Origin of the sequence: Roseateles agri, assembly GCF_034043675.1 — a bacterium.
Classification (GTDB): Bacteria; Pseudomonadota; Gammaproteobacteria; order Burkholderiales; family Burkholderiaceae_C; genus KK5.
The window spans coordinates 148,766-172,322 of the sequence record NZ_JAXCLA010000006.1; the positions used below are offsets into that span (position 1 = coordinate 148,766).

Annotated in this window: 29 protein-coding genes; 18 read left to right on the plus strand and 11 right to left on the minus strand. The window is 66.1% G+C overall.

What is annotated here, in order from left to right:
• Positions 1 to 85: 85 nt before the first annotated feature.
• Together SNE35_RS18625 and SNE35_RS18630 are read right to left on the minus strand one after the other, a co-directional pair.
• Positions 86 to 451, minus strand: coding sequence for an H-NS histone family protein (locus tag SNE35_RS18625; protein WP_320424474.1), 366 nt, complete (start codon positions 449 to 451; stop codon positions 86 to 88).
• 88 nt (positions 452 to 539) lie between these two features.
• Positions 540 to 1,040, minus strand: a complete 501-nt coding sequence (locus tag SNE35_RS18630) for a uracil-DNA glycosylase family protein (RefSeq protein ID WP_320424475.1) — start codon at positions 1,038 to 1,040, stop codon at positions 540 to 542.
• A 430-nt stretch (positions 1,041 to 1,470) separates the two neighbouring features.
• Here SNE35_RS18630 and SNE35_RS18635 point away from each other — a divergent pair, with 430 nt between their 5' ends.
• The 4 genes from SNE35_RS18635 to SNE35_RS18650 all read left to right on the plus strand — a co-directional run bounded on the left by SNE35_RS18635 (position 1,471) and on the right by SNE35_RS18650 (position 8,876).
• Positions 1,471 to 2,790 (plus strand): toll/interleukin-1 receptor domain-containing protein, encoded by a 1,320-nt coding sequence (locus SNE35_RS18635; protein WP_320424476.1) that lies wholly within the window; start codon positions 1,471 to 1,473, stop codon positions 2,788 to 2,790.
• Between the two features lie 55 nt (positions 2,791 to 2,845).
• Positions 2,846 to 3,886 (plus strand): AAA family ATPase, encoded by a 1,041-nt coding sequence (locus tag SNE35_RS18640; RefSeq protein ID WP_320424477.1) that lies wholly within the window; start codon positions 2,846 to 2,848, stop codon positions 3,884 to 3,886.
• Between the two features lie 13 nt (positions 3,887 to 3,899).
• Positions 3,900 to 8,456, plus strand: a complete 4,557-nt coding sequence (locus tag SNE35_RS18645) for a hypothetical protein (RefSeq protein ID WP_320424478.1) — start codon at positions 3,900 to 3,902, stop codon at positions 8,454 to 8,456.
• Positions 8,457 to 8,621: 165 nt separating this feature from the next.
• Positions 8,622 to 8,876 carry a hypothetical protein gene (locus SNE35_RS18650; RefSeq protein ID WP_320424479.1) on the plus strand — a complete coding sequence of 85 codons (255 nt, stop codon included), beginning with the start codon at positions 8,622 to 8,624 and terminating at the stop codon, positions 8,874 to 8,876.
• A 133-nt stretch (positions 8,877 to 9,009) separates the two neighbouring features.
• Here the strand turns inward: SNE35_RS18650 and SNE35_RS18655 are convergent, their stop codons facing one another.
• The 5 genes from SNE35_RS18655 to SNE35_RS18675 all read right to left on the minus strand — a co-directional run bounded on the left by SNE35_RS18655 (position 9,010) and on the right by SNE35_RS18675 (position 12,930).
• Complete coding sequence (locus SNE35_RS18655) at positions 9,010 to 9,540, minus strand: hypothetical protein (protein WP_320424480.1); 531 nt, start codon at positions 9,538 to 9,540, stop codon at positions 9,010 to 9,012.
• A 147-nt stretch (positions 9,541 to 9,687) separates the two neighbouring features.
• The gene (locus SNE35_RS18660) at positions 9,688 to 10,728 is read right to left on the minus strand and encodes an AAA family ATPase (protein ID WP_320424482.1); all 1,041 of its coding nucleotides are present in this window, start codon (positions 10,726 to 10,728) and stop codon (positions 9,688 to 9,690) included.
• Positions 10,729 to 10,777: 49 nt separating this feature from the next.
• Positions 10,778 to 10,984 carry a helix-turn-helix transcriptional regulator gene (locus tag SNE35_RS18665; protein WP_320424483.1) on the minus strand — a complete coding sequence of 69 codons (207 nt, stop codon included), beginning with the start codon at positions 10,982 to 10,984 and terminating at the stop codon, positions 10,778 to 10,780.
• Positions 10,985 to 11,131: 147 nt separating this feature from the next.
• Positions 11,132 to 11,791: a hypothetical protein gene (locus SNE35_RS18670; protein ID WP_320424484.1), complete on the minus strand. Its 660-nt coding sequence runs from the start codon at positions 11,789 to 11,791 to the stop codon at positions 11,132 to 11,134.
• A 308-nt stretch (positions 11,792 to 12,099) separates the two neighbouring features.
• Positions 12,100 to 12,930, minus strand: coding sequence for a hypothetical protein (locus tag SNE35_RS18675; RefSeq protein ID WP_320424485.1), 831 nt, complete (start codon positions 12,928 to 12,930; stop codon positions 12,100 to 12,102).
• 367 nt (positions 12,931 to 13,297) lie between these two features.
• Between SNE35_RS18675 and SNE35_RS18680 the strand changes: the two genes are divergently transcribed.
• Positions 13,298 to 13,684 carry a hypothetical protein gene (locus tag SNE35_RS18680; protein WP_320424487.1) on the plus strand — a complete coding sequence of 129 codons (387 nt, stop codon included), beginning with the start codon at positions 13,298 to 13,300 and terminating at the stop codon, positions 13,682 to 13,684.
• A 107-nt stretch (positions 13,685 to 13,791) separates the two neighbouring features.
• Here the strand turns inward: SNE35_RS18680 and SNE35_RS18685 are convergent, their stop codons facing one another.
• Positions 13,792 to 14,178 (minus strand): hypothetical protein, encoded by a 387-nt coding sequence (locus SNE35_RS18685; RefSeq protein ID WP_320424488.1) that lies wholly within the window; start codon positions 14,176 to 14,178, stop codon positions 13,792 to 13,794.
• Positions 14,179 to 14,399: 221 nt separating this feature from the next.
• Between SNE35_RS18685 and xisR the strand changes: the two genes are divergently transcribed.
• A complete protein-coding gene (gene xisR, locus SNE35_RS18690; RefSeq protein ID WP_320424489.1) occupies positions 14,400 to 14,618 on the plus strand; it encodes an excisionase family protein in 219 nt (72 codons plus the stop codon).
• A 404-nt stretch (positions 14,619 to 15,022) separates the two neighbouring features.
• Here the strand turns inward: xisR and SNE35_RS18695 are convergent, their stop codons facing one another.
• Positions 15,023 to 15,421, minus strand: a complete 399-nt coding sequence (locus tag SNE35_RS18695) for a hypothetical protein (protein WP_320424490.1) — start codon at positions 15,419 to 15,421, stop codon at positions 15,023 to 15,025.
• A 517-nt stretch (positions 15,422 to 15,938) separates the two neighbouring features.
• On the opposite strand from SNE35_RS18695, the gene SNE35_RS18700 reads away from it, so the two are divergent.
• Positions 15,939 to 16,463, plus strand: a complete 525-nt coding sequence (locus tag SNE35_RS18700) for a hypothetical protein (RefSeq protein WP_320424491.1) — start codon at positions 15,939 to 15,941, stop codon at positions 16,461 to 16,463.
• Positions 16,464 to 16,602: 139 nt separating this feature from the next.
• Here the strand turns inward: SNE35_RS18700 and SNE35_RS18705 are convergent, their stop codons facing one another.
• Together SNE35_RS18705 and SNE35_RS18710 are read right to left on the minus strand one after the other, a co-directional pair.
• On the minus strand, positions 16,603 to 17,019 hold the full coding sequence (locus SNE35_RS18705; RefSeq protein ID WP_320424492.1) for a TM2 domain-containing protein: 417 nt from the start codon (positions 17,017 to 17,019) through the stop codon (positions 16,603 to 16,605).
• A gap of 163 nt (positions 17,020 to 17,182) precedes the next feature.
• Positions 17,183 to 17,506, minus strand: a complete 324-nt coding sequence (locus tag SNE35_RS18710) for an Arc family DNA-binding protein (protein WP_320424494.1) — start codon at positions 17,504 to 17,506, stop codon at positions 17,183 to 17,185.
• 237 nt (positions 17,507 to 17,743) lie between these two features.
• Between SNE35_RS18710 and SNE35_RS18715 the strand changes: the two genes are divergently transcribed.
• The 11 genes from SNE35_RS18715 (at position 17,744) to SNE35_RS18765 (ending at position 23,523) form a co-directional block, all read left to right on the plus strand.
• A complete protein-coding gene (locus tag SNE35_RS18715; protein WP_320424496.1) occupies positions 17,744 to 17,929 on the plus strand; it encodes a hypothetical protein in 186 nt (61 codons plus the stop codon).
• A 136-nt stretch (positions 17,930 to 18,065) separates the two neighbouring features.
• Positions 18,066 to 18,587, plus strand: coding sequence for a hypothetical protein (locus SNE35_RS18720; protein WP_320424498.1), 522 nt, complete (start codon positions 18,066 to 18,068; stop codon positions 18,585 to 18,587).
• 65 nt (positions 18,588 to 18,652) lie between these two features.
• Positions 18,653 to 19,627 (plus strand): hypothetical protein, encoded by a 975-nt coding sequence (locus SNE35_RS18725; protein ID WP_320424499.1) that lies wholly within the window; start codon positions 18,653 to 18,655, stop codon positions 19,625 to 19,627.
• Positions 19,628 to 19,647: 20 nt separating this feature from the next.
• On the plus strand, positions 19,648 to 19,836 hold the full coding sequence (locus SNE35_RS18730; RefSeq protein WP_320424500.1) for a hypothetical protein: 189 nt from the start codon (positions 19,648 to 19,650) through the stop codon (positions 19,834 to 19,836).
• A 324-nt stretch (positions 19,837 to 20,160) separates the two neighbouring features.
• Positions 20,161 to 20,394 carry a DNA-binding protein gene (locus SNE35_RS18735; protein WP_320424501.1) on the plus strand — a complete coding sequence of 78 codons (234 nt, stop codon included), beginning with the start codon at positions 20,161 to 20,163 and terminating at the stop codon, positions 20,392 to 20,394.
• The gene (locus tag SNE35_RS18740) at positions 20,391 to 20,639 is read left to right on the plus strand and encodes a helix-turn-helix transcriptional regulator (RefSeq protein WP_320424503.1); all 249 of its coding nucleotides are present in this window, start codon (positions 20,391 to 20,393) and stop codon (positions 20,637 to 20,639) included. Before SNE35_RS18735 ends, SNE35_RS18740 begins: the two co-directional genes overlap by 4 nt.
• The gene (locus SNE35_RS18745) at positions 20,629 to 20,895 is read left to right on the plus strand and encodes a hypothetical protein (protein ID WP_320424504.1); all 267 of its coding nucleotides are present in this window, start codon (positions 20,629 to 20,631) and stop codon (positions 20,893 to 20,895) included. The genes SNE35_RS18740 and SNE35_RS18745 overlap by 11 nt, the downstream gene beginning before the upstream one ends.
• Positions 20,892 to 21,185 carry a helix-turn-helix domain-containing protein gene (locus tag SNE35_RS18750; RefSeq protein ID WP_320424505.1) on the plus strand — a complete coding sequence of 98 codons (294 nt, stop codon included), beginning with the start codon at positions 20,892 to 20,894 and terminating at the stop codon, positions 21,183 to 21,185. Before SNE35_RS18745 ends, SNE35_RS18750 begins: the two co-directional genes overlap by 4 nt.
• Positions 21,185 to 21,949 (plus strand): hypothetical protein, encoded by a 765-nt coding sequence (locus SNE35_RS18755; protein WP_320424506.1) that lies wholly within the window; start codon positions 21,185 to 21,187, stop codon positions 21,947 to 21,949. Before SNE35_RS18750 ends, SNE35_RS18755 begins: the two co-directional genes overlap by 1 nt.
• Positions 21,946 to 23,283 (plus strand): replicative DNA helicase, encoded by a 1,338-nt coding sequence (locus tag SNE35_RS18760; protein WP_320424507.1) that lies wholly within the window; start codon positions 21,946 to 21,948, stop codon positions 23,281 to 23,283. The genes SNE35_RS18755 and SNE35_RS18760 overlap by 4 nt, the downstream gene beginning before the upstream one ends.
• A gap of 30 nt (positions 23,284 to 23,313) precedes the next feature.
• Positions 23,314 to 23,523, plus strand: a complete 210-nt coding sequence (locus tag SNE35_RS18765) for a hypothetical protein (protein WP_320424508.1) — start codon at positions 23,314 to 23,316, stop codon at positions 23,521 to 23,523.
• Positions 23,524 to 23,557: the final 34 nt, after the last annotated feature.

Consider the following 23,557-nt stretch of genomic DNA (forward strand, 5'->3'; position numbering starts at 1 on the left):
AAGCGCCCGATCGAACGACGGAAATCGCTCGATCAGGCGCCTGGTGGAGTCTGGTGCACCGGAGCGTTCCGGCGCCCTGACAGGGTCAGGTCGACGACACCTTGAATTCGTCGCGATGCCGGCCTGCCGCCTCGTAGTCGGCCAGCCAGCGGGCCGCGCGGCCACGGCCGCTCCAGGTGTTCGAAGGATTGGACGGATCCTGGTACAGCACCGCCGCCGTGCTGCCCGCATTGCTGCCGCGGCCCTTGCCGGCGTGCTTGGTCTCTTCGTACGGGCGAAGCGCATCGATGCCTTCGGAGACGGTGAAGCCCGCATGCTGCAGCTTCTTGACATAGCCATCGGCCAGAACCTTCAGTTCCTCGCCGCGCTTGCCCTCGATCTCCTTGTCCAGCTGCGCCTTCAGTGCCACCAGCTCAGCGAAGGACAATTTCCCAACGTCAACGTCTGCCATGTTCTCTTTGATCTCTCGGTTGTTCCGCCCAGCGCGGTAGCCGATCGTACGACAGCGGGTTTGCGGTCCGTCTTGCGTTGGCTGATCGTTACTCGGCGACGAGTTCCGCAATCCGTTCTCGCAACAGCGGCACAAGCTCAAGCTCGAACCACCTGTTCGCGCTGAACCATCCATTGTTCGTCGGGCTGGGATGCGGCAGCGGCACCACCGTCGGCCAATACTTCTGCCAGTTCAGCACCGCTTGCGTGACGCCCTGACGCTCTTCGGGCAGATGGTAAGCAAGCGCGTACTGGCCGACAACCAGGGTGAGGCGGATGTCCGTGAGGCGTTCCAGAAGCGCCGACCGCCAGCGCGGCGCGCATTCCGGGCGCGGCGGCAAGTCACCCGACTTGCCCTTGCCGGGGTAGCAGAAGCCCATCGGCAGGATGGCGAGGAGTTCAGGGTCGTAGAAGCTCTCCCGCGAGAGTCCGAGCCAGCCGCGCAGCCTGTCGCCGCTCGCATCGTTGAATGGCAGGCCGGTCTCATGCACCTTGCGACCCGGCGCCTGGGCCGCAAGCAGGATCCTGGCTTGCGGATGAAGCTGGACCACGGGTCGCGGACCCAACGGCAAATGCTCGGCGCACAGCGTGCAGGACCGGACGTCTGCGAGAAGCGATGCGAATGAGGACACGTGGGCTCAGCGGCAAGAGACAAAAAAGACCCCAGGCAAATCGCTCGCTTGGGGTCTGTTGTTTTGGACCGGAGGGGTTCACAAGATCCTCTGGAAGCCTCGTCGATATTATGCATTCCTGGATGTGATCTAACGCTGTTCCCCTTTTTGTTCCCCTACAGCGTCGCCCCTACCCCCGGACTAGCCTCCATCGAAGTCCCCTGACAAGTGCCGCCTCACCAGCAGAGGTGACCGACGACGGCAGACCGCGAAGCGTGTCGCAACGAGCACGGCGATAGATCGCATTCCTCCGCCTTGGGGATGAGCCCTGACCGCTTCTCCGATCTGGCTGCGATGATTTGAAACAGTCATGCTGCAAGTCAAGGTCCGCACTCCGAGCAAGCACGTCGCGACGACACCGAGCCGCGGGGTGCTGTTCATCTCCTATTCGCACGCTGATCGGGAGGACGTGCTGCCATTCGTTCAGCAGCTACAACCGCTCGTCGAGCGTGAGCAGCTCGACCTGTTCTTCGACGCCGATCGGCTGAAGGCCGGCGATGTCTGGAGCGACAAGTTGTCCGCGGCGCTGCAGCGCTGCGAGCTGTTCGTGCTGCTGGTGACGCCGTCCTGCCTGGCCTCGGAATTCTGCATCCAGCGCGAGCTGCTGGTGGCGCTCGATCGCCAGCGCCGCGGGCTGTGCCGCATCGTGCCGGTGGTGCTGCGCGACTGCGACTGGAAGCGCAAGCTGCTGCCGGACGGCAGCCAGGAATACCTGAGCCGCTTCCAGGCGCTGCCGGCCGGCGACGGCGCGGCCGTGGCCTTCAGCAGCGGCGCGGCACGCGATGCGGCGTGGCTCGCCATCGTCAACGCGCTGGCCGAGGTGCTGGCCGAGCCGGTCAGCGCCGTGCAGCCAGCGGCGCGTGCGCCGGTCAGCGTGCCGGCGCTGCTGCCCTATCTGTGCGACCAAGTGATCCCCGAGCGCGGCGTGCGCGAGCTGCTGACGCGCTGGCGCACGCAGGGCGGCCCGCTGCTGCTGATGCTGCGCGCCGCCGCGCCGGACTGCCCGGACTACTTCATCGACCGCATCGACGAGCGCCACCTGCGCAAGCTGCTGCCCAAGCTCACGCCGGGGCTGGACCTGCAGCGCCACAGCGGCTTGCAATGGCCGACGCTGCAGATGGGGCTGCGCGACGACGCGGCGCTGCAGGGCTGGTTCCTCGACCAGATCATCGAGCGCGTCACCGCAGATCCCTACGCCAGCGAGGACGAACTGCTGCAGCAGCTGAACGACGAGGGCATGAACCGGCTCTTCGTGGCCGGCGTGCCGACCGCCCCACCCGAGTTCGTACGCCTCTCGCTGCAGGCGCTGGCCGCCTGCCTCGCCCGCCTCGGCCAGCGGCTCGAAAAGGCGCGGCTGGCCGCGATGCTGTGGAGTGAAGACCCGGCCCTGCGGCAACTGCCCGCCGATACACGCTGGGACGACACGGCCGTCTGCATCGGTCTGCCCGTGCCGCTGGGCCGCTTCGGCGTGGAAGCGGTGCGCGACTGGGCGATGCTCGACGAGGTGCAGCAGTTCGCCGCCATCGATCGCACCGAACTCGACGCCGCGTTCGAAGGCGCGCCGGACGAGCTGACGATGCGCGAGTTCGCGGCCATCGCCGGCCCGCTGCTCCAGCGCCAGGCCGGCTGACGGGCGGCCGCTGCCAGCCCGAGGCTCACCACCCAACCGACGGGAACCCCACGCCATGCCACTCAATCTTTTCCGCGGCCAGGGCCCGGTCGAGCCGGTCACCGATCTCGACGAGCGGCTGCCCGCCATCGACCGCAGCGCGCTGCGCTCGGCCGGCCAGTACATCGCCGACGACGGCCTGCGCCATGCGGTGGACGTGGCCGTCTACCTGGGCCTGCCGCTGCTGCTGACCGGCGAGCCCGGCACCGGCAAGACGCAGCTGGCCTGGCGCGTCGCCGCCGAGTTCGGCCTGGGCGAGCCACTGGTGTTCGAGACCAAGTCGTCCAGCGTCGCGCAGGACCTGCTCTACAGCTTCGACGCGGTGCGCCGCTTCTCGCTCGCGCAGGTCAAGGCCGGCGCCGACGAAGCCGAACGCGACCGCGCGCTCGACCCGCGCCGCTTCGTCCGCTACCAGGCGCTGGGCCAGGCGATCCTGCTCGCCAACGATGCCGCCACCGCGCAGGCCTGGCTGCCGCCCGGCGCGCCGGCGCCCGCCGCGGAAGGGCGACGCTCGCTGGTGCTGATCGACGAGATCGACAAGGCCCCGCGCGACTTCCCGAACGACCTGCTCAACGAGATCGACCGCCGGCGTTTCCGCGTCGCCGAGCTGGGAGACGACTACATCGCCGCGCCCGACGCCAAGGCGCCGATCGTGCTGATCACCAGCAACTCCGAAAAGCAGCTGCCCGACGCCTTCCTGCGCCGCTGCGTGTTCCACCACATCGAGCCGCCCGACGACGAGCGCCTGGCGCAGATCGCCGCCGCCCGGCTGCCCGCCTACCGCGGCCGGCCGCGCCTGCTGGGCGATGCGGTGGCCTTCTTCCAGTCGGTGCGCGAGGACGCGCTGGGCCTGAGCAAGAAGCCCTCGACCGCCGAGCTGCTGAACTGGCTGGACGTGATGGTCGGCGCCGGCGCACGGCTCGACCAGGCGCTGAAAGCCCAGCAGCAGACCGCCGCCGACTGCCTGGGCGCGCTGTGCAAGACGGTGGACGACCGCGTCGCCGTGGCCGAGCGGCTGGCCGCATGGCAAGGGCCGCAGGGGCGGTCCGCCGGCTGAAGGCAGCACCGACATGACCGCAGCAGCGGCCGGCAGCAGCAGCAGCAACAACAGCACCGACGACGACCTGCTGGCCTCCTTCCTTGGCCACCTGGCGCGGCACGGCTTCCAGGTCGGCCTGCGCGAACTGGTGCGCGCCAACGAGCTGATGCTGGCGCTGCTGACCCAGGGCCGCCTGCCCGCCGACCCGGCCCAGCGCATGGCCTTGCTGAAGCCGCTGCTGTGCCGCTCGGCCGAACAGCAGCGCCAGTTCCCGCTGCTGCTGGCGCGCTGGGCGCCGGCCAGCACCGTGCGCAGCGGCTGGCGTCGCGCGCGTCGGCACGGCGGCGGCGGCGCCGGCTCGGGCACGCGGCCGGTGCTGCAGCGCTGGCCGCCGCTGCTGAAGTGGGGCCTGGCCGCGCTGCTGGTGCTGCTCGCGCTGGGCTTCGCCGCCGGCGCCTGGCGCTATTGCGCGCCGCTGGGGCTGTGCAAGGCGCCGGTGGTGGTGGCGGCGCCGCCGTCGGCGCCCGCATCCGGGCCGGACGGCAGCGCCCCGCCGCCCGTCGAGCACAACACGCCCGCAGAGCCGCCGGGCCACCTGCCCGTCGCCGGGGCCGAGCCCGCCGTGCCGCCCGCCGCGCCGGCCGCCTTCTGGCTCAACCTGGCCGGCGCGCTGGCGATGCTGATCCTGCTGGCGATGGTCGTCATGCTGATGCTGCGCCGGCTCGCGCTGCAGCCGCTGCGCACCGATGCCCGGCTCGAGCAGCGCACGCTGATCGCGCCGCGGATGCGGCTGCTGCAGAAGGTGCCGGCGCTGCTGCGGCAGACCTCGCGCGAGCTGCGCCGGCCACGCCGCACCGACCGGCTGGAGCTGGACCTGGCGCAGACCATCGCCGCCACCGTGCGCGGCGGCGGCGCCTTCAGCGCGCGCTACCGGGCGCGCAGCGGCACGCCTGAATACCTGGTGCTGATCGACCAGCGCGGCCCGCACGACCAGTTGGCCCAGCTCGCCGGCGACATCGTCGGCGCGCTCGATCGCCAGGGCGTGGCGCTGCAGGCCTGGCGCTTCAGCAACGGCAACCCGGCTTCGTGCCAGCCGCTGCGCCTGGACGGCATGACGAGCCGCGCCGGCACGCGGCGGCGCGTGCGCTTCGGCGAACTGGCGCTGCGCAACGCGGGCCAGCGCCTGCTCGTCTTCGCCGACGCGGCGCAGCTGATCGACCCGCTCGGCGGCGGGCTGCGCGAAGGGCTGGAGGCGCTGCCCTCGGCCTTCGCCGCGGCGATGCTGTTCACGCCGCAGCCGGTGCCCGGCTGGGGCGCGGCCGAGCAGACGCTGGGCGAGGCCGGCGTGCTGGTGCTGCCGCTGCAGTTGGGCGGCCTCGCCAGCGGCGCGGACTGGCTCAGTTCGCAGCGCGCGCTGCTGACGCTGGAGCCGGACTGGCCCAGCACCTACCCGCCGCGGCTGCTGCAGCACGGCCTGCTCTGGACCGCCCGCGCCGACGCCCCGCCCGCCGCCGAACTGGACGGTCTGCTGTTCGAGCTGGCGCTCTACCTCGGCGAGCGGCGCTTCCAGTGGCTGTGCGGCTGCGCCGCGTTCCCGGTGCCGTCCTGGCCGGTCACGCTGGTGCTGGCGCCGCTGTTCCTGCAGCCCGGCGACGATGTCGTCACCGGCGCCGCGGCGCTCGCCTCGCTGCCCTGGTTCCGCGAAGGCAGCTGGCCCGGCTGGCTGCGCGAGGCGCTGCAGCAGCGTCTCGCGCCGGCCCATGCCGAGGCGGTGGCCGCCGAGCTGCGCCGCCGGCTCGATGCCGCCAGCCTGGGCCGCCCGGTCGATGCCGCGGGCAACACGCTGGCCGACGTCGCGCTGGCACCGGGCCTGCTGAGCCGGCTGCGGCGCTGGCGCGCGCAGTGGTGGCGGCGCCTGTCCACCGATGCCTGGGTCGGCCGCAGCCGCGAGGGCCGGCTGCGCCGCGACGTGCTCTTCCTCGGCTTCATCCAGCGCGGCGTCGCGCAACGGCTCATTCAGCGCGTGCCCGAGCGGCTGCGCCGCCAGGTCTTCCGCGAGGGCCTGCCGCTGCTGGGCCTGCGGCCCTGGGTGCCGATCAGCGCGCTGGTGCTGGCGCTGGCCGGCATCGCGGTACAGCTACCGCCGCTGCGCCAGCGCCTGATCGACCGGATCGCACCGCAAACGGTGCCGACGCTGCCGGAGATCGGCCGCTACAAGGCGCCGAACGGCAGCCCGGCTTCGGCGCTGGCCTTCAGCCCGGATGGTGTCTGGCTCGCGGCCGGCTTCGAGGACGGCCACGTCGCAATGCTGCGGCGCGACGGCACGCCCGACAACGAAGTGCTGGCCGCCGAGTACGGCCCGATCAGCCGGCTGCAGTTCAGTTCGAACGGGACGCGGCTGCTGGTCATCCGCTCCATCGGCCCTCAGCAACGCGAGGTCTCGGTGCTGGGCCGCGACGCGAGCGACGGCCGGGTGATTCTCGACAAGGCAGGCGAGGTGTCGCTGTCGAACTCCGGCACCGTGCTCGCGTATGCGCTGGAGGGCAAGCCGCTGCAATTCGTCGTGATCAGCGCCTCCGGCCAGCACACGTTCACGCCGTTCGGCCCGGCGGTCGCGAGCAAGTGGCCCAACCTGATGCCCGGCCTCGGCGAAGCGTCCTGGCTGCTCTCGACAAAGGACGGCGGCATTTCCGAGGTGTCGCCCGCCGCCGGCACCCTGCAGCGGCTGGAACTCACGGCGCCCTTGCCCGGCGGCGCCGTGCAGAGCATCGACGCCATCGCCACGGACCCGCAGCACGGCCGGATCGCCGTGGCGTCCGATCGCCGGATCCTCGTGATGGACAAGGGTGGCAAATCCGGCCTCGCCGCCTTCTCCGACCTCCCGGCCCAGGTCAGCTGGCTGCAATTTCGCGCCGACGGCCAGGCCCTGCTGGTCAGCATGGTGGACGGCAGCGTGCGCCTGCTGCCGCTCGACGGCGGCCCGGAGTTGACCTGGAACAACCTCGGCCCGACGTCCAGCGCCGAGCTCAATGCCGACGGCACGCAACTCGTGGTCCACGATTCGCAGAGCCGCCGCCTCCTCGTCCTGCCGATCAACGCCGACCCAGGCCTTGGGCCCATCGCGATGTATGCCGACGTGCGGCCGGTATCGGCCTTGAGCCCGAATGGCCGGCAACTGGCAGTGGCCGCCGCAGACGGTTCCGTGCGCCTGCTCGGTGAGCGGCTGCCGGCACCGACGGAGGCCTGGCGCCGCTCCGCGCCGCCCGCGGCGGATCTGTCGGCAAGCGCACCGACGGCAGCGGAGGCGCCGGCCTCGGCTTCTGTGCAGCAGGCCCGCCCGCCCAGCGTCGTCGGCCTACCGCAGGCCCAAGCGCTGAACGAACTGAAGCGCACCGGTTTCGAGGGTAGCCGCGTCGTCGGCGATTTCGCCGACGCGGACTTCTGCAACGGCACGGTTCTCACACAGGAAGATGCCGCGCCATCGGCGAAAAGGACGTTGGGTCAGGAGCTTCGCGTCGCGCGGAACGACACGGCCTTCTACCCACTGAGTTGCCGCGGCGACATGACTGAGCTGCAAGCCGTGGCCGGTGCCCGCGCCGGCCTGCAACGGCTGACGATGCGGATGCGTGCCATCGGCACCGGCCCGGCGGCGGCCGGCCTGGAGCCAGGACAGTGCGCCTGGCAGGACCGAGCGTTCCGTCCGCGTGAGCCGGAACAGCTCGTCATCGACGTGGCGCGCTCTGAACTACCCCGTCTGCAGGTCGCGCTGCGTGACGCCCAGCGCACTGTCGTATTCAGCGTAGTGAACCGCGGCGAGCGCTTCCGGGCCGGCTGCGTCCTCAGCGTGGACTCGACGCCGCAGTCGGTCGCGCAAGCGGCAGGTCCCGCTTCATCGCCGTCATCTTCGGCCGAGGCGCCAGCGCCACCAACGCAGCAAGTACAGCAGTCGCAGCAAACGCCGAGGCGGTCCGACGAAATTCTCCGGGCTGAAATCGATCTGGTTGATGACTTCTTCGGCTCGAAAGACACGGAGCCCAATCTGATCGTGTCGCGTGCTCTTGCCGGACTCTTCGGCGGAGACACGGAGGGGCTGGCGCTGGCGCTGGCCATCGCGCGGACAGAGGCCGGCGACTTGCAACCGCGTGTCGAACAGCCGAATGCCAATAACACCAGCCGCGGTGGTGAGCCATTCGACTTGTACGAGCCGACCGGCCGCCTCGGTCCGTCGCTCGGCAACACCGTACGCGGCGATGGCCAGCGCTACCGCGGCCGAGGCATCTTGATGATCGTAGGTCGTGCCAACTACGCGCGCTATGGCGAATTAATCGGTCGCGGCCAGCAATTGATCGATACGCCTGACACGATGACCGACGATACAGTCGCCATCGCAGTGCTGGTGGTCGCCGTGCGACAGGCAACGCTTCGCCTGCCCCGTCCTTTTGGCGAAGCAGAATTGAGGCAGGTTCAGCGCACGATCAACGGCAAGACCGATCCCGCTGCGCTGCTGAGGAACTATCAGGCCGCAAAACCGTTGGCCGAGACTCTGGTGCGTGACGCCGGCCAGTCGGCGGGGGCGAAGAAGAGCTGAACACAAGCGAGGATTGCCGGACAGCCAATCGCCGCAGTCCGTCGCATTCAGTTGCAGTGCGTCGACCTCCTTGAGCGATTCATCGCCATCCGCTGGCGATACCCGTCACCGGCGCCGAAACTGCAATCACTGGATCAACAAACCCACCGCAGCAAGGAGCCCATCATGAGCAGCAACGACAAGTACTTCGCCCTCGGCCTGGTCGGCATCGTCGCGATCTTCGGCTCGGTGGCTCTCGAACTGGCACAGGCCGCCACGCCCGCACCGCAGGAAGTCGTCAAGCTGGAGCGCGTGGTCATCGTCGGCAAGCGCGCCCCGGTCGTGGCCCAGTTGCCGCGCGTCATCATCGAAGGCTGTCGCACGCTCCCGGCGGACGGCGTGCAAGTGGCGACGGCCAACGCACCGGCCAGCCGGATCTGAAGGAGCAGCGCCGCTCGACGCGGACAGGAATCAACACCTCCCCGATCACCGCGAGAGTTGCGGTGATTTCCGGGGGCAAGCCTCCGAGTAACACGCTTAAGAGATCGGGGGGCTTTGCCTCCGAGCATTTGCACTACTCGTTCTCCAGACTCCGATTCGCAGAACGCTGCAGAGCGCGTAGATCTGGCGGCACCGCGTCGAGGTCAGCCTGCAGCACGGCAGAGATAGCCAGAACCTTCGGACGGTTCGCCCGCTCTGCCAGCAGCATTCCCCGCCGGAAGGTCTCGATGCGTGTGAACGCCTCGGTCCGCAGCTTCAAGACGGACTGCAAAGCGCCCAGGTAGTCGGCGACGCGATCGTGATGTTCATGGAAGGCCCTGGCCGATTTGCCAGAGCGCGAGACCTTGAACGTGGACACCACCACGCCACGCCAGTCTCGCGTGGTGCGATGCTGAATCCACTTCACGGCCATCGGCGAGCGCACGCTGTAGTCGCCCTTCGTCCGCTTCCATCGCTCGACACGGATCTTGCCGGTCTTTGGTGGCTGATAGAGGTTCAGTAGTTCGTTGATCTGGTCGAGGACCCCGTCGAGCAGGTGGATGTAGGAGATGTGGGATGAGATCGCGCTCAACGCGCGCAGTTCGAGATCGTCAAAGTCGTCCATGTGCATAAGCATTTGTGCCAGCGGCGCAGCAGAGCCCGCACGCCGTCGGCGTGGTTGATCGAAAGAGTGAGGAGTCGGGCCGGCGAAGGCGTCACGAAATCGCCGAAGCCGACAGCACCGACAGGTGTCGTCTTCGACGCCTTCACGTCAGTTGCCCGAGCCCAGGGTGTCCAGGTGCCAGGTCCAGCCGCCGCGCATCCCGTCCTTGCGGGAACTGGCGCCCATCCGCTTGGCCATCCTCTGAACGGTGCGCGGTTCGTAGCCGGCGCCGCGGGCATCTGCCTCGAATTGCTTGGACGTGATCGGCCCGCCGGCGAAGCAGCCGCGAATGAAGGCTTCGATGTCCGACCGCGGGCCGTCGCGTTCGTCGTCAGCGCCGTCCAGCGCGGAAAGGATTTCCCTGGCCGAGCCATCGACAGCGCCGAGCCATTCGACACACTGACCGACGACACCATCGGCGACGTCCACACGCTTCAGCTGGTACGCGAAGCCACCCTCGTCGGGCCCGACATTCGACTTGGCGCGAACGACCACGCGCCGCTCCTCGCCGTCCGCTCTCCCCTTCGCGGCCACCAGCACCAGCCTGGCCTGCGCTGCGAAGGCCAGGCTACCGGTGATGCGCTCGACAGGATCACGACCGCCGGTGCCCTTGGAGAAGTGGGTGATGCCGACGATAGTGCAGCCGAGCCGCTGGCCGAGTTCGATGACAGGCTGCAGCGCGCGCCGGACTTCGTTGCTCTTGTGCCCGTCGCCGGCAACGGCCGACACGATCGGATCGAGGATCAGCAGCCGCGGTGCTGCCAGGCCCTGCAGCGTGGCCTGGAGGCTTACCATGTCGCGCCCAGGGTCGAAGGCCCGTGCGCCCTCCCCGGCCAGACCGTAGACGAAGTGCACACGCTTCATGTCTGCGCCGGCCGCCACCAGGCGGGCAGCGATGACGGGCGGCGGATCCTCGCCGCTCCAGATGATCACGTCGCCGGCATCGGTGCACTTCGAACCGTCAGGCCAGACTCCGGCGGTGGTCACGACGGCGGCCAGCGACAGCGCCAGCGTCGTCTTGCCGCAGCCAGGTGCACCGCCCAGCAGCACCAGCATTCCGGCCGGCAGGTAGCCGTTCCAGAGCCACTCGATGGGTTCCAGCGCGACAGCATCGCCGCGGAGCAACCGAACAGGAGGGAGGGGTTCCATGAACGCGCCGAGAGCGCGGGGCTCGAGCGGCTTCGGTCTCATCGGAACGTCACTCACCGCAGGCCTCAACCCATGCGCGGACGTCGTCGGTGCGCCAGGCGGTCACGCGGCTGGACAGCTTGACAGGCCTGGGAAAGGTGCCCGCTCTCACCTTTCGCCAGAGCGTAGCCGCTGAAAACGGCACGATGGCGGGGATAAGTTGGGCCTGTCGGACCAGTGCGCCAGCTGGCAGGGAAGGTACGAGACGAGGTGTCATTTCGAATCACTTTCTGAGTTGAAGTGACTCGACTGTGCAGATCAACCATCGACAGCAATAGCCGCAATGTGTGCCACCGCCCCGTTCAAAGCACGTGTCACCAACCCAAGATCGCCGCAGCGATCAGGGCCGCGTCGGTGTCACACACTATTTCGATCGAGGTCCGGACGGAAGGCCCGGAGCGCGCAGGATCGTTGCCATCGCCTTGGCCATACGCTCGGAGACGGGAGCGCCGTCCGACAACTTCTGCTCTTGCAGCCAGGCCATCACTGCCTTGTTCATGTCCGCTGATGCTGGCGCAGATGGATCGAAGTCTGCCCAGAACTTGGTCGCCGCCCTCGCCAGCATCCGAAGAAGCTCGGTCTCGTAGCTGCCCCAAGGCCATGGCCCCGCCGAATCGCCTGCTGCCGGCGGCGCCACCTCCGGAACTCGCGTCCATTGCTGCGACAACTCAGCCGGCAGGGGCCAGCCCACCCGAACCGCCCAGTCGGCGAAGTCCGTCGTCTGAACCGTCAGGTCGGAAAGGAAGCCGGTCTGCGCCACGCGGCAGGGAAGCAAGCCCGATTGCTGGTGCCCCACTGCAACCTCGAAGCGATGCCGCAGATCCGAGGCCGGCGAGTCCGATGACGCGCGAAGCCAAACACCCTCGGCCGGCAGCGATGACGGCTCGAAGCCACAAAGCAGCGCCACAGCTTTCCAAAGCGGCAACCTCGGCATCAGAGACCATTTGGCCCATTCCTGATCGGTGGGCGAGCGCATGTCCTCGAGCGTCGTGCGGCCGAGGGATAGAAATGTCGAGGAATTCACGAGGGAGTCGGCTCAAGGGCGGCCCCTCGGCACTTACTTGTTCAGGAGGAACAATTGCACCACCCGGGCGAACGGCGTCTGTCGACCTGACCGTGGCAGATGCCACGCTTTGGCGTCGCATGACGCATCACAACATCGCAGTGCGGTGCGAGCGAGCCCAGCTCGCACCGAGCTGGACGTCGGTCTGAGCGGTCACCGAGCGCGCTGCTGCTTCAGGCACTCAAGGCTGCGCTCCATCTCCGCAACGTCGACAGCAGCGTAGCCTCTGGCCAAAACTGCGCCCTTCTGGGCGTGCAAGCTCATCGTCTTCAGCGGCAGTAGGCCAAGGCACCGTCGTATCCGAAGCTGATCGTCCGCTCACCTGCCTCAAACGTCCCAGTGCCGGTCTCGCGAACGGTCCCGTGCTGGGCGAGCCGTTTCATCCTCTCGGCCTTCGACAAGCTAGGCGCGCAGTGGTCCAGGACGGGCTTCGCCTCGGACACCTGCGGAGGCGGAGCTTCGCTCTGAGCAGGTGCTAGCGCGCTCGTTGGCTTGCTGAGCTCAAGGGGGCCGGTCGCCGGGTCATAGACACCGAAGTCCTTGATCTGGGCCTTCTCGAAGGTGAAGAAGGTCTTCAGCTTCTCGTATGAGAGCCGGCGTACCAGTCCATCGTCGGAGGTCGCTACATGGCTGGCCGGCCCCAACTTCTCAAGGACATGGTCGTATGACGCCCCGATGCCGAAGCCCTGCAAGTCAGGAGTGACGATCTGATCCGGTGCCGCCAGGTAGCGGATGAACCTGACCTTGCCAGCCTTGAAGCGGACCACGTAGCCGGCGCTGTCCAGATTGGCCGAGCCGGAGCCGGCGTAGTACACCCACAGCCCCTCGTCGAGGACTTTGGACGGCTCGCCCTTCGCGAACCGCACGTCGCCCTCGGTTGACGCCAGCGTTATGCCCCCAAACGTGGAGAGCGGCTTTGCCCGAGCCTCGTAGGTGTTCGTTAGCCAGACACCCAGGCCGCACAGCACCAGTAAAACGGCCGGCACACCGACGCCCCACTTCGCAATCCGTTTCCATCGCCACCGGTCCTTGGTGGTGGCGTACAGCCCAACCAGAGCTAGGACAATTGCGCCCCAGAAGATTCCTTCGCCGACTGTCACGACCCCTCCCCGTTCCGTCTGCTTTGCGTCAGCTTAGCCAGGAGCCGCCACAGCGACACTGGGCATTGCCCGAACTCCCCCGCCCCCCGCCTGCGCAAAGCGTGCGGCGATGGCGATGGCGATGGCATCTTCATGACAGCGATCGCCCGAAGCCGGGCTAGCAGGGGAGTGGTCGGACTCGGCTTGATCGGCGGACGCTGCTCGAATAGCGTCACCAAGCTTAATGACGCATCGCACCATGCAACCGGGCGGTTCGGGACCCGGCGTGCAGCATTGCCAACGTAGGACCTGTCGCTCCGGGACGCTATCGGAGACGGGCTTCTACCGGGCCACAGCTTGTGCTCGGCAATTCCAGCAGGAGGCAATCATGATTGGTGACATGGCCGCAATCGCAGTTGAATGCGTGCGAACCGGACGCCCCGCCATATGGGCCCCCAACCTAGGCCGCTACGTGTGCCCACAGGTCGACGCGATTCCAGAGGAAGAGCTAGATCGGAGGTCAATGCGCCGGCCGCCGATCAGCGCTCAGTTCAAGCTGATCTTCGTAACCGCGGCGGTTGGGACTGCGCTTTCCCTGCTCCTGTGCGTATGCCTGACCCTCGCAGCAGGCCGCGATCCGCCTTCGCTGTTGACGGAACTGGTGCGAGGTCTGTTTGACCTCGCGAAAGTTGGGTTCGGCGCCATCGTCGGACTACTCGGCGCCAAGCGCCTCGAAGCGGACGGCGGCGACAAGGCCAATCACGAGCACCGCTAGCAGCAACCTGCTAGAAGCAGCCTCTCGGGCATTCCGATCGTAGATCACACCGAATTCGTGCGGGAAGGTGTGCGGTCACCAGCCCCACTGTGTGACCACCAAGCGAGCTACCTTCTCGTCTTTGCCTGCGACGCCCGCTCCGCGTCCTCGCGTTCCAGAGCGTCACTGATGTGGAACGAGTTCACCTGGTCGAGCCCCATCAGCGCAAGGAGAGGGTGCAGCTCCTTCAGCGTCAGAATGAACGACGGAAAGTCGTCCGCCACCACGGCCGCGATCGCATGGGTGCTGCCCATTAGATCGATGTAGTACCGTGGCGCCTCTGTGATGCGCTCGTAGACCGCGATCTCGGCTCCTGAGCCATACGCCAACTCCGTGGAGATCTGAGGCTTATACCCCGCGTCGTCCAGTGCTCTCCGCAGGTCGTCGAACGGTAGAGGCCCAAGAGGATCGTCGACCTCAACGAAGACACCGCCTTGCAACTTGTATGCATTCAAGGAATGGTCCTTAGGTGCGCAGATACCTGCGGCATTCTGCACGAGTCAAGCCACATCGCGACTGGACAATCGCAGCCTCCGGGCCGGCGTGGGTAGCGCTCAGGGCGCCGGTCACGCGATCTGAAAGCCGCCGGACCATCAGACATCTGGCGGAGGAGAATGCAGCGCCCCTCGCAACCGTACCGCGCCCGGCGAGGTGGCTTGGACTTCAAGGATGGTCGATGCTCAACTGGGTCCGTCTCTCAAAATACTGCGAGCTTTCAGGCGAGACGCCAGATGCGGTAAGTTCGCGCATCCGCACCGGCAAGTGGCTTCGCGACATCCACGCCCGCAAGCCCGACGGCAGCTCCGAACTGTGGGTGAATCTCGACGCGGTCAACGACTGGGCGGAAGGCAAGCTGCCGGCGCACCTGCATGGCAAGGGCAAGCACGAGACGTAGAGGCATCTCGCGGCCCGGCGGTAGCGTTGTTCAACTCGAGGTCGGGAGCCAAGCGTTCAGCGTACCGGCAACTCCAGGCCACCGTGATGCTCTTTGCCTTCGGCCGGCTGTACCGGTACTTCCTGAAGATCAACAGCACGGGGCCGAGCCACCCGGCATCGACCTCCGCGGATACTTCGTCGTCAGGGAACAGCGCCGCGTCCGGCAGAGACATTTGCGCCCGGCCCACATACTGGCCGGGCACATGGGCCAAGATTCCGTTGGTGCTGAGCGTAGGGGCTGGCGTGCCGATGTGTTCAGGAACTTGTGTCATGGCGCCATGCTCCACGCACGATGGCTCATGGCGTGAGCTAGTACGTGCGCGGACCCGAACCCTCAGTTCGCCAGCGCTTGGCGACCGCCGTTCAGGGCAACGTTGCCGCCGTCGACACCTTGGTGCAATTTCCTGCGGGCACGGAAGTTGTGGCGTTGGTGATCTGCGTGCACAGCCACCAATCGCCGGTGTCTGCGTACAGCACCATCAGTTCGTCGCCAACGGCCTTCAGGGAATAAGTTCCCGAAAGGAACACCACGTTGCCGATCTTTGCGCACCTTCCGGTTGGAGCCCCGGTAGTCGATGCCTTCGTGTTGGAGCAGAAGTCGACGTTTGCGGTGGTGAGGTTGAGGATCCAGAGCCCAGCGGGCGTTTCGACATAGCTGTAGTAGTACGCCTGAGCGGCTCCGGCGCCGGCGGATAGCAGACCTGCAGCTACGAGCTTCATGGCTCGTCCGCGGAAGTATTGGATGATCTTCGTGAATTGCATGTGATCTCCCTTGGCTAGTGCCGGCCACCTCGGCCGGTGATTCAAGTTGACCTTCAGGGTCTCAAGGGGTCAAAGGACTTCCGCGGTGAAGGTTCCCCGGCGACCATAGCCACTTTGACGATGCATCGCTCTGCGTGAGGCGATCGTCATACGGTTGACATGCCGCGGACGCGCGCAGCCGCCTTGTCTCGACGTCAAGTGCTCGGCCACAATCAGGTCATGAAAGCGATTCGCCGCCATCACCACGCCCGTCTGAAGCACAAGCGCGCCGGCCATTTCGGCGGGCACGCTGCGGATTCGCGTCGGAGCCTGGGCATGGCCTTGGCGACAGCAGCACCCTGCAGTTGCCCCATGTGTGGCAATCCACGGAAGTATTGGGGCGAGCGGACCATGCAGGAGCGTCGCCTCCTGGCCAGGTCTACTGACTGAGCCAGTACCAGCCCAGGCCGTACACATGCCCAGCAGAAGAACACCACCACGCGGGCCTGGAGAGGTAGATCAACTCCGCGAGAAGCTTGTGAGCCTCCGAGGCGAACTCTACTTCGCCTACACAGCGATCCTCGAGTTGATGCCGGACATGCAACAGGAGTTCCTCGTCGCTTGGAGTGGTGTGCAGGATCACCGGGATCTATCGGCCTGGCTGCGGTGGGCGGTCGATGGTCTTCTTGACATGGCCGAGCGTGATCACGGTCCATCGGTGGACTCGCGCATCGGGCAGTGGCGCGCCAACTGCCCTTTGTGCGCACGCGAAGAGCTGAGCCGACTGAATCGCGGCTTTGCCTATCCGATTGGACTGAACCGGCACTTGTCCGGCTCCCACGGCATGAAGCGCTGTAGCGTCGTGGCCGCAGCGCACTGGCTTGCCGTGGACAACATTCGCTACTTCGACACTCGGACCCGTGAGGGTGCTGATTTCAAAGGGCCATGGTGGTCGGATCGGCCGAAGCCTTGGCTGGAACAAGCCAAACCTGCGCCAGCAGGCCCTCCCGCCAACGTCGTACAGCTTCGGCCACCGCCGGCCGATCAACTTCCAGCCGAATAGCTCGACTTGCCGCGCTGCAGCCCCGGACGCCCAAGCTGATCAGCCTCCGCAACATGCAAGAGGTGGCGCAGCTCGACACGCCGTTCGAAGTCGTGTTTGAAGCTTGGTCGACGTAGGTGCAATGTCCGCAAGCTTGCACTCAGGTCATGGCATTTCCGCCTGCGTCCGCCTTGACTGAGATGACCTCAATGAGCGCCCAAACCGCAAAGATCACCAACGCCACCACCGAGAAGCCGGAATAGAACCTAGTCGAAGCATCCAGGACGAAGGCGATTCCGAAGATCACGAGCTTGATCGCACCGGCGACGTTGTACCCAGCATAGAAGTTGTGGAACCCCCAGCCACCGAACAGGAGGCCGAGGATGATGTAAACCCCGCGGCTCTTGGAGACTGTGACCGTGGTTGGCGATGGGGCCAGCGGCGCAGCGTCGCTATAGAAGATCGGCCTCGTCGGCGCGACCGTTGCAGGCTTGGCAATCGGGTAGCCGCAAGACGGGCAACTGGTCGCCTTGTCCGAAACCCTGGTCGCGCACTCAGGACAGTCCATCAAAGCCATTGAAATCCCTCCTCCAGTGATGGCCTCTGCGGGCCGTTTCGGGAATGTGAAGGGCCCAATGCTGCCATCAGCACTGCAGTCGATGCCACCCGCGTAAGCCCTGCCCCGACCAGACCAGACCGGCAATGCAGCTGGATGACCGCCGCCGCGGTCCGACAACCGGCTACTTCGACTTCTTGGCAGCAGGCCTTCGGCCTGCAGGCGTCACCGCGCTCGGATCCAACTGGGCACTGAGCCTCGCCACCCGCTTTGCCATCGTGCCGATCTGCGCGTCGAGTTCCTTCAGCGCAGGCAGGCTAGCCAGGACATCGCCGCCGGGCAAACCCGCGGACTCGCCGAAGGTCGACTCCAGGCGCTGAATGATCTCGGCATTCATCGATCGGCCGGACTGCTTCGCAGCATCGGCGATTCGGTCGCGCATCCCGTCCGGGAACCTGACGACGAACTTCTCCGCGGCGTCCGAAGGGAACTTGGCATCGGTAGTCATGCCCTATTTTAGTGGCGAATCGCCATAAAAAATATTGATGGCAATTCGCCATCTTTTGAATTGACCTCAATGATGGCGACTCGCTATATTTCAGTCACCGCAGCGCAAGCCGCAGTTCAAAGCCCGCAGCACCGGGTCGAGTTCTTCTGAAGGCCCTGGTCTTCCACCGTTACCCGCAAGGGCAGAGCGTGCTGGCTCTGGCGGTGGAAGACCAGGGCTTTTACTTGGAGGCTCAGCATGGCCATCATCATCAGCATCGAGCAAGCACGCTCAGCCCGTCGCGCGAAGACGACGAGCAATCGCAAGCAGCCCGCATCGTCACGCCGCACCGTCCTCCGCGCTGTCGGCAGCGCCCCTGCCCTCACCTCCGCCCAGCGCCAGCGCCGTGACGAAGTCCGTCTCGCCGCCAAGGCCCGCCTCTGAACGAGTCAATCCGCGTTGACGGCGGCCTCGCAGTCGGAGGAGCAGCACGGCAGCGTGGCAAGCACGGCCGGACGGTCCCGGCAACACCCACCCACCATCAACCGCAACCCGCACCTCGAGAAAGGATCCGCAAGTCATGGTGACCTCTACCCTCCGCCCTACTCCGGGAACCCCGTACTTCAACTTCACGCTTGTTCTGCAATGGTTCTACGCGGCCCGCGGGATGTGGGTCGACGACAAGCCTCGAGGCCTGCTGACAGCCATGCTCGGCCCCCAGGCTCCGATGGAGATATCCACCGGCAAGGTCTTCTTCATGACCGGCGAACAGATCGGGATGATGCTGCGCGATCTTTCGGACAACGGGCTCCGAGGCTTGACCAAAAGGCAGTTGGCCCAATCACAGCGGCGATTGCTTGAGGCGCTCCGCCGGTCCGGCAGTGTTCCCGCTGACGTACCGTGCTCGACAAGAGTCGAGGGCCCTCGCCCCAGCCTGGACAGCGCATCTCATCCCTTTGAACCGCTGCGCATTCCGACCGAACGCAAGGCCCGGAAGGCGTTCGAGAATCACGCAATGAGTTGCCTGCGAGCAGTCGTCGACTACTCGCAGCAGGCCGACTACATGGCGAGTTTCGGCCAGGCAGCCCTGCGCGACGGGTAAGCGGGCCGCAACTGCGAAGAGCCTCTGCATCCACGTGAACGTCCCGTCAACGTCGAAAGATCACTATGACCACGAAGACAACCACCCGCAAAACGGCGCCCCTCCCTCCAGAGGTTCCGAACTTCAAGTTCGAGCGCCACGCAGCCGCACTTTCTGGTGCAAAGGAACGCGCTTCCAAGGCCACCGCCGCGGGAAAGCAAGGGCGAGCGGAATCGGACTCCCACGCCGTTGCTGTGCGCACTGGGGCAGGTGCATTCTTGAGTCTGCTGCAGCGGATCAAGACGCGAGCCGAGTCGGACATCAGTGCCTTCATGGCCTCCAACGGCGGTGAGTACGGCGACGCAAGGAACTACCGAGCAATCGTCGCACTCATCGAAGCCGACCTGATCAGCCAAGTCGCCGAGGCAGGGCCATCTCATCGCGAGGGCTACCTGAGGGCAATCGCCGACATGCTCTGCCTGGCTGTGGACGGCTGCGGTGTCGGCCCAGACTGGGACCCACTCGCCAGCTCGGTCGAGGCCTTTGCGACGCCAGGCGAAGTCGATCTGCAGCCAGCATCCAGTCCAGCTCCTCCAAAGGCCACGCAGCCTCTGGAAGTTGGGTCAGGTATCCGGCTGGGCCAGTCCCTTGCTCAGGCCCAAGACGCCGTCTCGGAAATTGCTGTGAGGCTGCATCAAGCTGCCGGCATCGCCGCCATGGCTGCCCGCGCATACTCTCCTGACTACACCTCCTCGGAGCGCCCTCACTTCGACGACTTGTACAGATCGCTTGACTTCGCGTGTGATCTCTTGCGCGAATGTCTGACCCATCTTTTGCACCTCGATGGCCAAGCTGGCACTCCCCTGTGCGATGACTGGTGTTCCGATGTGTACAACGCTGCATCCATGCTCGACATGTTCTCCTCGTTGGTATGGAGCGACAACCTTGAGCTTCATGTCAGCGACGCGGAACTTCACGGCTTCCTGAATGGAGTCGCAGCAGCGGCCAGCCGGGCGCTAGCTGCTCTCGAAGCCAGTCGACAGGCGCGAACCAGCAAATAGCCGACCGAGGTCTCCACGAGATGACCGTGGAGCTCGCCGAGTCCGCTGCGCGAGTGCAAAGTGCCGCGAGCATCGTGTCCAGTTTCGTCACCGAGGCCAACGAAAGAGGTGATGGTGTCGACAGTCAAATCGGCGTCGATGAACTGATGGGGACGGTGTTCCGTCAGATGTTCCGAGTGTCGGTTCCACCGGTAACCGATAGAACTTGACGCGCATCGGCGGCAATCGCCATAATTCGATCCACATCAACGTTTGCAGTTGCTTCTGCCCCGCAAGGGCTTGATCTTCTGGCCCCTAAGGCCTCCATCCCAGCGCCGCGCGCTCAAGCCGACCAGATCGGCAAACAAGTGGATGGATGAGCTCGCCCCTACGAACCCGCCTCTCGGCGGGTTTTTGCATTCCAGGCCCTGAACCTCCCTCAGGGCCCGCCTTATGCCGATTTGAACCATCGGCTATTCCGCCCGCTCGGCTCCAAGCCCAGCGGGCTTTTTCATTCCTGGAACCAGCCCGCGCCACGCGCAGAGGACCCACAGATGAAAGCACCTCGCTCTATCCAAGCGCCCGATGCTGATGCCGACTACCCGCCACTGGAGACCGTCACTCGGCCCACCGTGGGTACGGCAGCCGCGGCGTACTACCTGAATCGGAAGCCGGAGACCCTGCGCGGCTGGGCAGCAAATGGCAGTCCGATCCGAGCTCTTCGGATCAACGGCCGTCTGGCTTGGCCTGTCGCGGAACTGCGCCGCGTACTGGAGATCGCCGCTTGAGTGCAGCGACACCCACGACGCCGCGGCGTCGCTACCACCAGCCGCTCGAAGTGCTGCAGTTGCCACACGCACTGCTCCGCCTGGAAACCCTCGCCGCGGCGAGCGGCTTGAGCATCCAGACCCTCTACCGCAAGGCAAAAGCCGGCGAGTTGACCCTCATCCGGATGGGCTCGCGCTGCACGCGCGTTCGATCACAAGACGCCCGAGCCTTCATCGAAGCCCAAGGAGGCGCGAATGACCGTTGAAAAGACAGAAGCCCAGGCCGTTGCAGCGGCACAGGGCTTCGGTGATCAAACGCAATCAGACACTCGACATTCTGCCCGGCCGGATGCCGATCGCAAAGCCATTTCGACTATCCAGGCCCAACTGGCCCTCAAGGGCTACGAACTGGTGCCCCGGGCGAATGGCACCTTCATCGTTCGTCGCTGGGGGATGTTCCGCGACCTGATGAGTTTTGGCGAAGCGGAAGCGTTCCTCACGCAGATCGGAGGTGGGCAATGAATCCGATCGATCCGGCACGCATTGCAGGCCTACGCGAACTCAACCGGCTGTTCCCAGGCCTATCCGGCAAGGCCCAATGCGACCGCCTGCTCGCTGCACTACAAACGCTCGGTCCGTGCTGCACCCTCGAGCTTCGCCGCTATGCCGACATCTATGACCCGGCAGCACGCAAGCTTGGCTTGGTCAAGGCCGGCCATCGGATCCTGACCACTTGGATGCACGTCGAGACCGAGTCCGGCGTTCTGCATCGCGTCGGGCGGTATTCGTTGGTCAAGGGTAGGGCCGACTGATGGCGCGCATTCGCACTATCAAGCCGGACTTCTTCACCAGCGAGGACGTTGTTCGGCTGACGCCGATGGCTCGGTTGCTCTACATCGCAACGTGGATGGAAGCCGACCGCGAGGGCCGCATGGTCTGGCGGCCGGGCACGCTGAAGCTGCGCTACCTGCCAGGCGACGACTGCGACCTGCCGGCACTGGCACAGGAGCTCATCAATGGCGGCTTGATCGTTCTGTATGAGGCCGGCGGACAGCAACTCGCGCACATCCCGACCTTCACGCGCCACCAGATCATCAACAACCGCGAGACGCCCTCAGCTTTGCCCGCGCCGCCTGACGCGTGCACCACGCGTGATGCACGCGTCACCGACTCGTCACCGTCGCGTGACGACGCGTCCGAGGGCGTCGAACATGCGACAGGCACGCCGCTCGTAGGAAAGGAAGGGAAGGGAAAGGAAGGAAAGGAGCACGCGTCGGCGACGCGCGCTGGCGCTGCTGCTCAAGGCACTCGACTGCCCTCGGACTGGGTTTTACCGGACGACTGGCGAACCTACTGCGTCGAGAAACGTTCTGATCTCGATCCCGACGCGGTAGCCGAGAACTTCCGGGACTATTGGCACGGTAAGGCCGGTAAGGATGGCCGCATGGCGGACTGGCGCGCCACGTGGCAGCGATGGGTGCGCAACGAGACCGTACGTGCTGGCCAGCGTGTGAGCCAGGCGACCAGCCGCAGCTTCCTGCACACGGACCACTTCTTCGGAGGCGCCGAAGCATGAGCACCCCCGATTCCACCCTGCCCTGGTCCTGCGAGGCCGAGCAAAGCGTCCTGGGCGCTCTCCTGATCGACAACGATGCCGCCAATCGTATTGCCGGCCACATCGACGCTACGGCCTTCTGGCACGTGCCTCATCGCGCCGTGTTCACGACCATTACTCGCTTGATCGCTGCTGGGCAGCCGGCCGACGTCGTGACCGTGTTCCAGGCCCTGCAGGACGATGGCATTGCCGATGACATCGGTGGCCTCGCCTACCTCAATGACTTGGCTCAGTGCGTGCCGAGCGCTGCGAACGTCGGCCGCTATGCCGCGATCGTGGCTGACAAGGCCTTGCGTCGTCGGATCCAAGAGATCGCAGCCAGCATCGGCGACGGCGTCAATGACGCGGCGACTGCCGACGAGGCCCTCGACCAGGCGCAGACCCTGCTCGCCGGCCTGAAGCGCGTCAAGGGCCGCGGCGAGCCCCGTTCGATCGGTGAATTGATGCTTGAGCGCTCGACGCATTGGGAGGCCCTGCAGGATGGCACCGAAGCCGCCGGCATCCCGACAGGCCTGCCCCACCTGGATGAGGCGCTTGGTGGCGGCCTGAAGCCCGGCACCGTGATCGTGCTGGCCGCACGGCCGTCCGTCGGCAAGACCAGCCTCGCCACGCAGATCCTGCTGCACGTGGCAGCGTCGGGCAAGCCCGGATCAATCCTCTCCCAGGAGATGCCGGCAGGCGCCCTCATGGACCGGGCCGCGGCTCACCTTGGTCGCATCTCGCTCGGTCGTCTGTCGACGGGCCACTTCGCCGATGACGACTGGGATCGCATCTCCGAAGCGACGAACCGAGCCCTCAAGCTGCCGATCTACGTCGATGACCAGCCCGCGCTCACGCTGCTGGATGTTCGCGCCAAGGCTCGTCAGGTCCAGCGCAAGCAAGGCCTGTCCCTGTTGGTCGTGGACTACCTCCAGCTCTGCGGGAACGGTGCGGGCAGCGACGGGCGAAATCGACACCATCAGATCGAGACCATCAGCCGCGGCATGAAGGTGCTGGCGAAGGAACTCGGCATCACTGTGCTGTTGCTCTCGCAGTTGAACCGTGCCAGCGAGGGCGATGAGCCGGAACTGCATCACCTGAAGGAGTCCGGAGCCATCGAAGAGGACGCCGATGTCGTGATCCTGCTCCATCCCTCCGGTCAAGAGGTCGACGGCTGCGTGCCGATGCTCGCAAAGATCGCCAAGAACAGGCAGGGCCGCCGCGGTCGCCTGGCTCTTGCGTTCGATGGAAAGACCCAGCACTGGGCAACTTCGACCAGCGATGTCTCTCGCCGCTCCGGCGGCAAGGCCAGCTGACTCCGTCGCCCTCCAACTCGAAAGGCATCCATGCTCATTCACAACTTCGGCCGCCCGACCATCTTCGGCCCGCCGCTCGCTCAACGCCCCTTCGAACCTGACGACTGCTCCGACCTCAAGACCCTTCACAAGGTCCGAGGCGGCAACTTCTGTGCACTGCCAGATGGCTATGCGCCCTGCCACGAAGGCTTTCGCCCCTACCGCTGCGCTGATGGCCAGGTCATCGGCGTGAAAGCCTAACGCGAAGGAAAAAAGCGGCCTTGCCGAGGTTCTC

Coding starts and splice junctions, on each gene's coding strand:
- SNE35_RS18645 (WP_320424478.1), top strand. CDS start 3,900: ATGACCGCAGCAGCGGCCGGCAGCAGCAGCAGCAACAACAGCACCGAC.
- SNE35_RS18640 (WP_320424477.1), top strand. CDS start 2,846: ATGCCACTCAATCTTTTCCGCGGCCAGGGCCCGGTCGAGCCGGTCACC.
- SNE35_RS18660 (WP_320424482.1), bottom strand. CDS start 10,728: ATGGAACCCCTCCCTCCTGTTCGGTTGCTCCGCGGCGATGCTGTCGCG.
- SNE35_RS18625 (WP_320424474.1), bottom strand. CDS start 451: ATGGCAGACGTTGACGTTGGGAAATTGTCCTTCGCTGAGCTGGTGGCA.
- SNE35_RS18750 (WP_320424505.1), top strand. CDS start 20,892: ATGAATCCGATCGATCCGGCACGCATTGCAGGCCTACGCGAACTCAAC.
- SNE35_RS18695 (WP_320424490.1), bottom strand. CDS start 15,421: ATGCAATTCACGAAGATCATCCAATACTTCCGCGGACGAGCCATGAAG.
- SNE35_RS18735 (WP_320424501.1), top strand. CDS start 20,161: ATGAAAGCACCTCGCTCTATCCAAGCGCCCGATGCTGATGCCGACTAC.
- SNE35_RS18730 (WP_320424500.1), top strand. CDS start 19,648: ATGACCGTGGAGCTCGCCGAGTCCGCTGCGCGAGTGCAAAGTGCCGCG.
- SNE35_RS18655 (WP_320424480.1), bottom strand. CDS start 9,540: ATGGACGACTTTGACGATCTCGAACTGCGCGCGTTGAGCGCGATCTCA.
- SNE35_RS18755 (WP_320424506.1), top strand. CDS start 21,185: ATGGCGCGCATTCGCACTATCAAGCCGGACTTCTTCACCAGCGAGGAC.
- SNE35_RS18680 (WP_320424487.1), top strand. CDS start 13,298: ATGATTGGTGACATGGCCGCAATCGCAGTTGAATGCGTGCGAACCGGA.
- SNE35_RS18745 (WP_320424504.1), top strand. CDS start 20,629: ATGACCGTTGAAAAGACAGAAGCCCAGGCCGTTGCAGCGGCACAGGGC.
- SNE35_RS18725 (WP_320424499.1), top strand. CDS start 18,653: ATGACCACGAAGACAACCACCCGCAAAACGGCGCCCCTCCCTCCAGAG.
- SNE35_RS18665 (WP_320424483.1), bottom strand. CDS start 10,984: ATGACACCTCGTCTCGTACCTTCCCTGCCAGCTGGCGCACTGGTCCGA.
- SNE35_RS18765 (WP_320424508.1), top strand. CDS start 23,314: ATGCTCATTCACAACTTCGGCCGCCCGACCATCTTCGGCCCGCCGCTC.
- SNE35_RS18705 (WP_320424492.1), bottom strand. CDS start 17,019: ATGGCTTTGATGGACTGTCCTGAGTGCGCGACCAGGGTTTCGGACAAG.
- xisR (WP_320424489.1), top strand. CDS start 14,400: ATGCTCAACTGGGTCCGTCTCTCAAAATACTGCGAGCTTTCAGGCGAG.
- SNE35_RS18760 (WP_320424507.1), top strand. CDS start 21,946: ATGAGCACCCCCGATTCCACCCTGCCCTGGTCCTGCGAGGCCGAGCAA.
- SNE35_RS18710 (WP_320424494.1), bottom strand. CDS start 17,506: ATGACTACCGATGCCAAGTTCCCTTCGGACGCCGCGGAGAAGTTCGTC.
- SNE35_RS18720 (WP_320424498.1), top strand. CDS start 18,066: ATGGTGACCTCTACCCTCCGCCCTACTCCGGGAACCCCGTACTTCAAC.
- SNE35_RS18635 (WP_320424476.1), top strand. CDS start 1,471: ATGCTGCAAGTCAAGGTCCGCACTCCGAGCAAGCACGTCGCGACGACA.
- SNE35_RS18650 (WP_320424479.1), top strand. CDS start 8,622: ATGAGCAGCAACGACAAGTACTTCGCCCTCGGCCTGGTCGGCATCGTC.
- SNE35_RS18715 (WP_320424496.1), top strand. CDS start 17,744: ATGGCCATCATCATCAGCATCGAGCAAGCACGCTCAGCCCGTCGCGCG.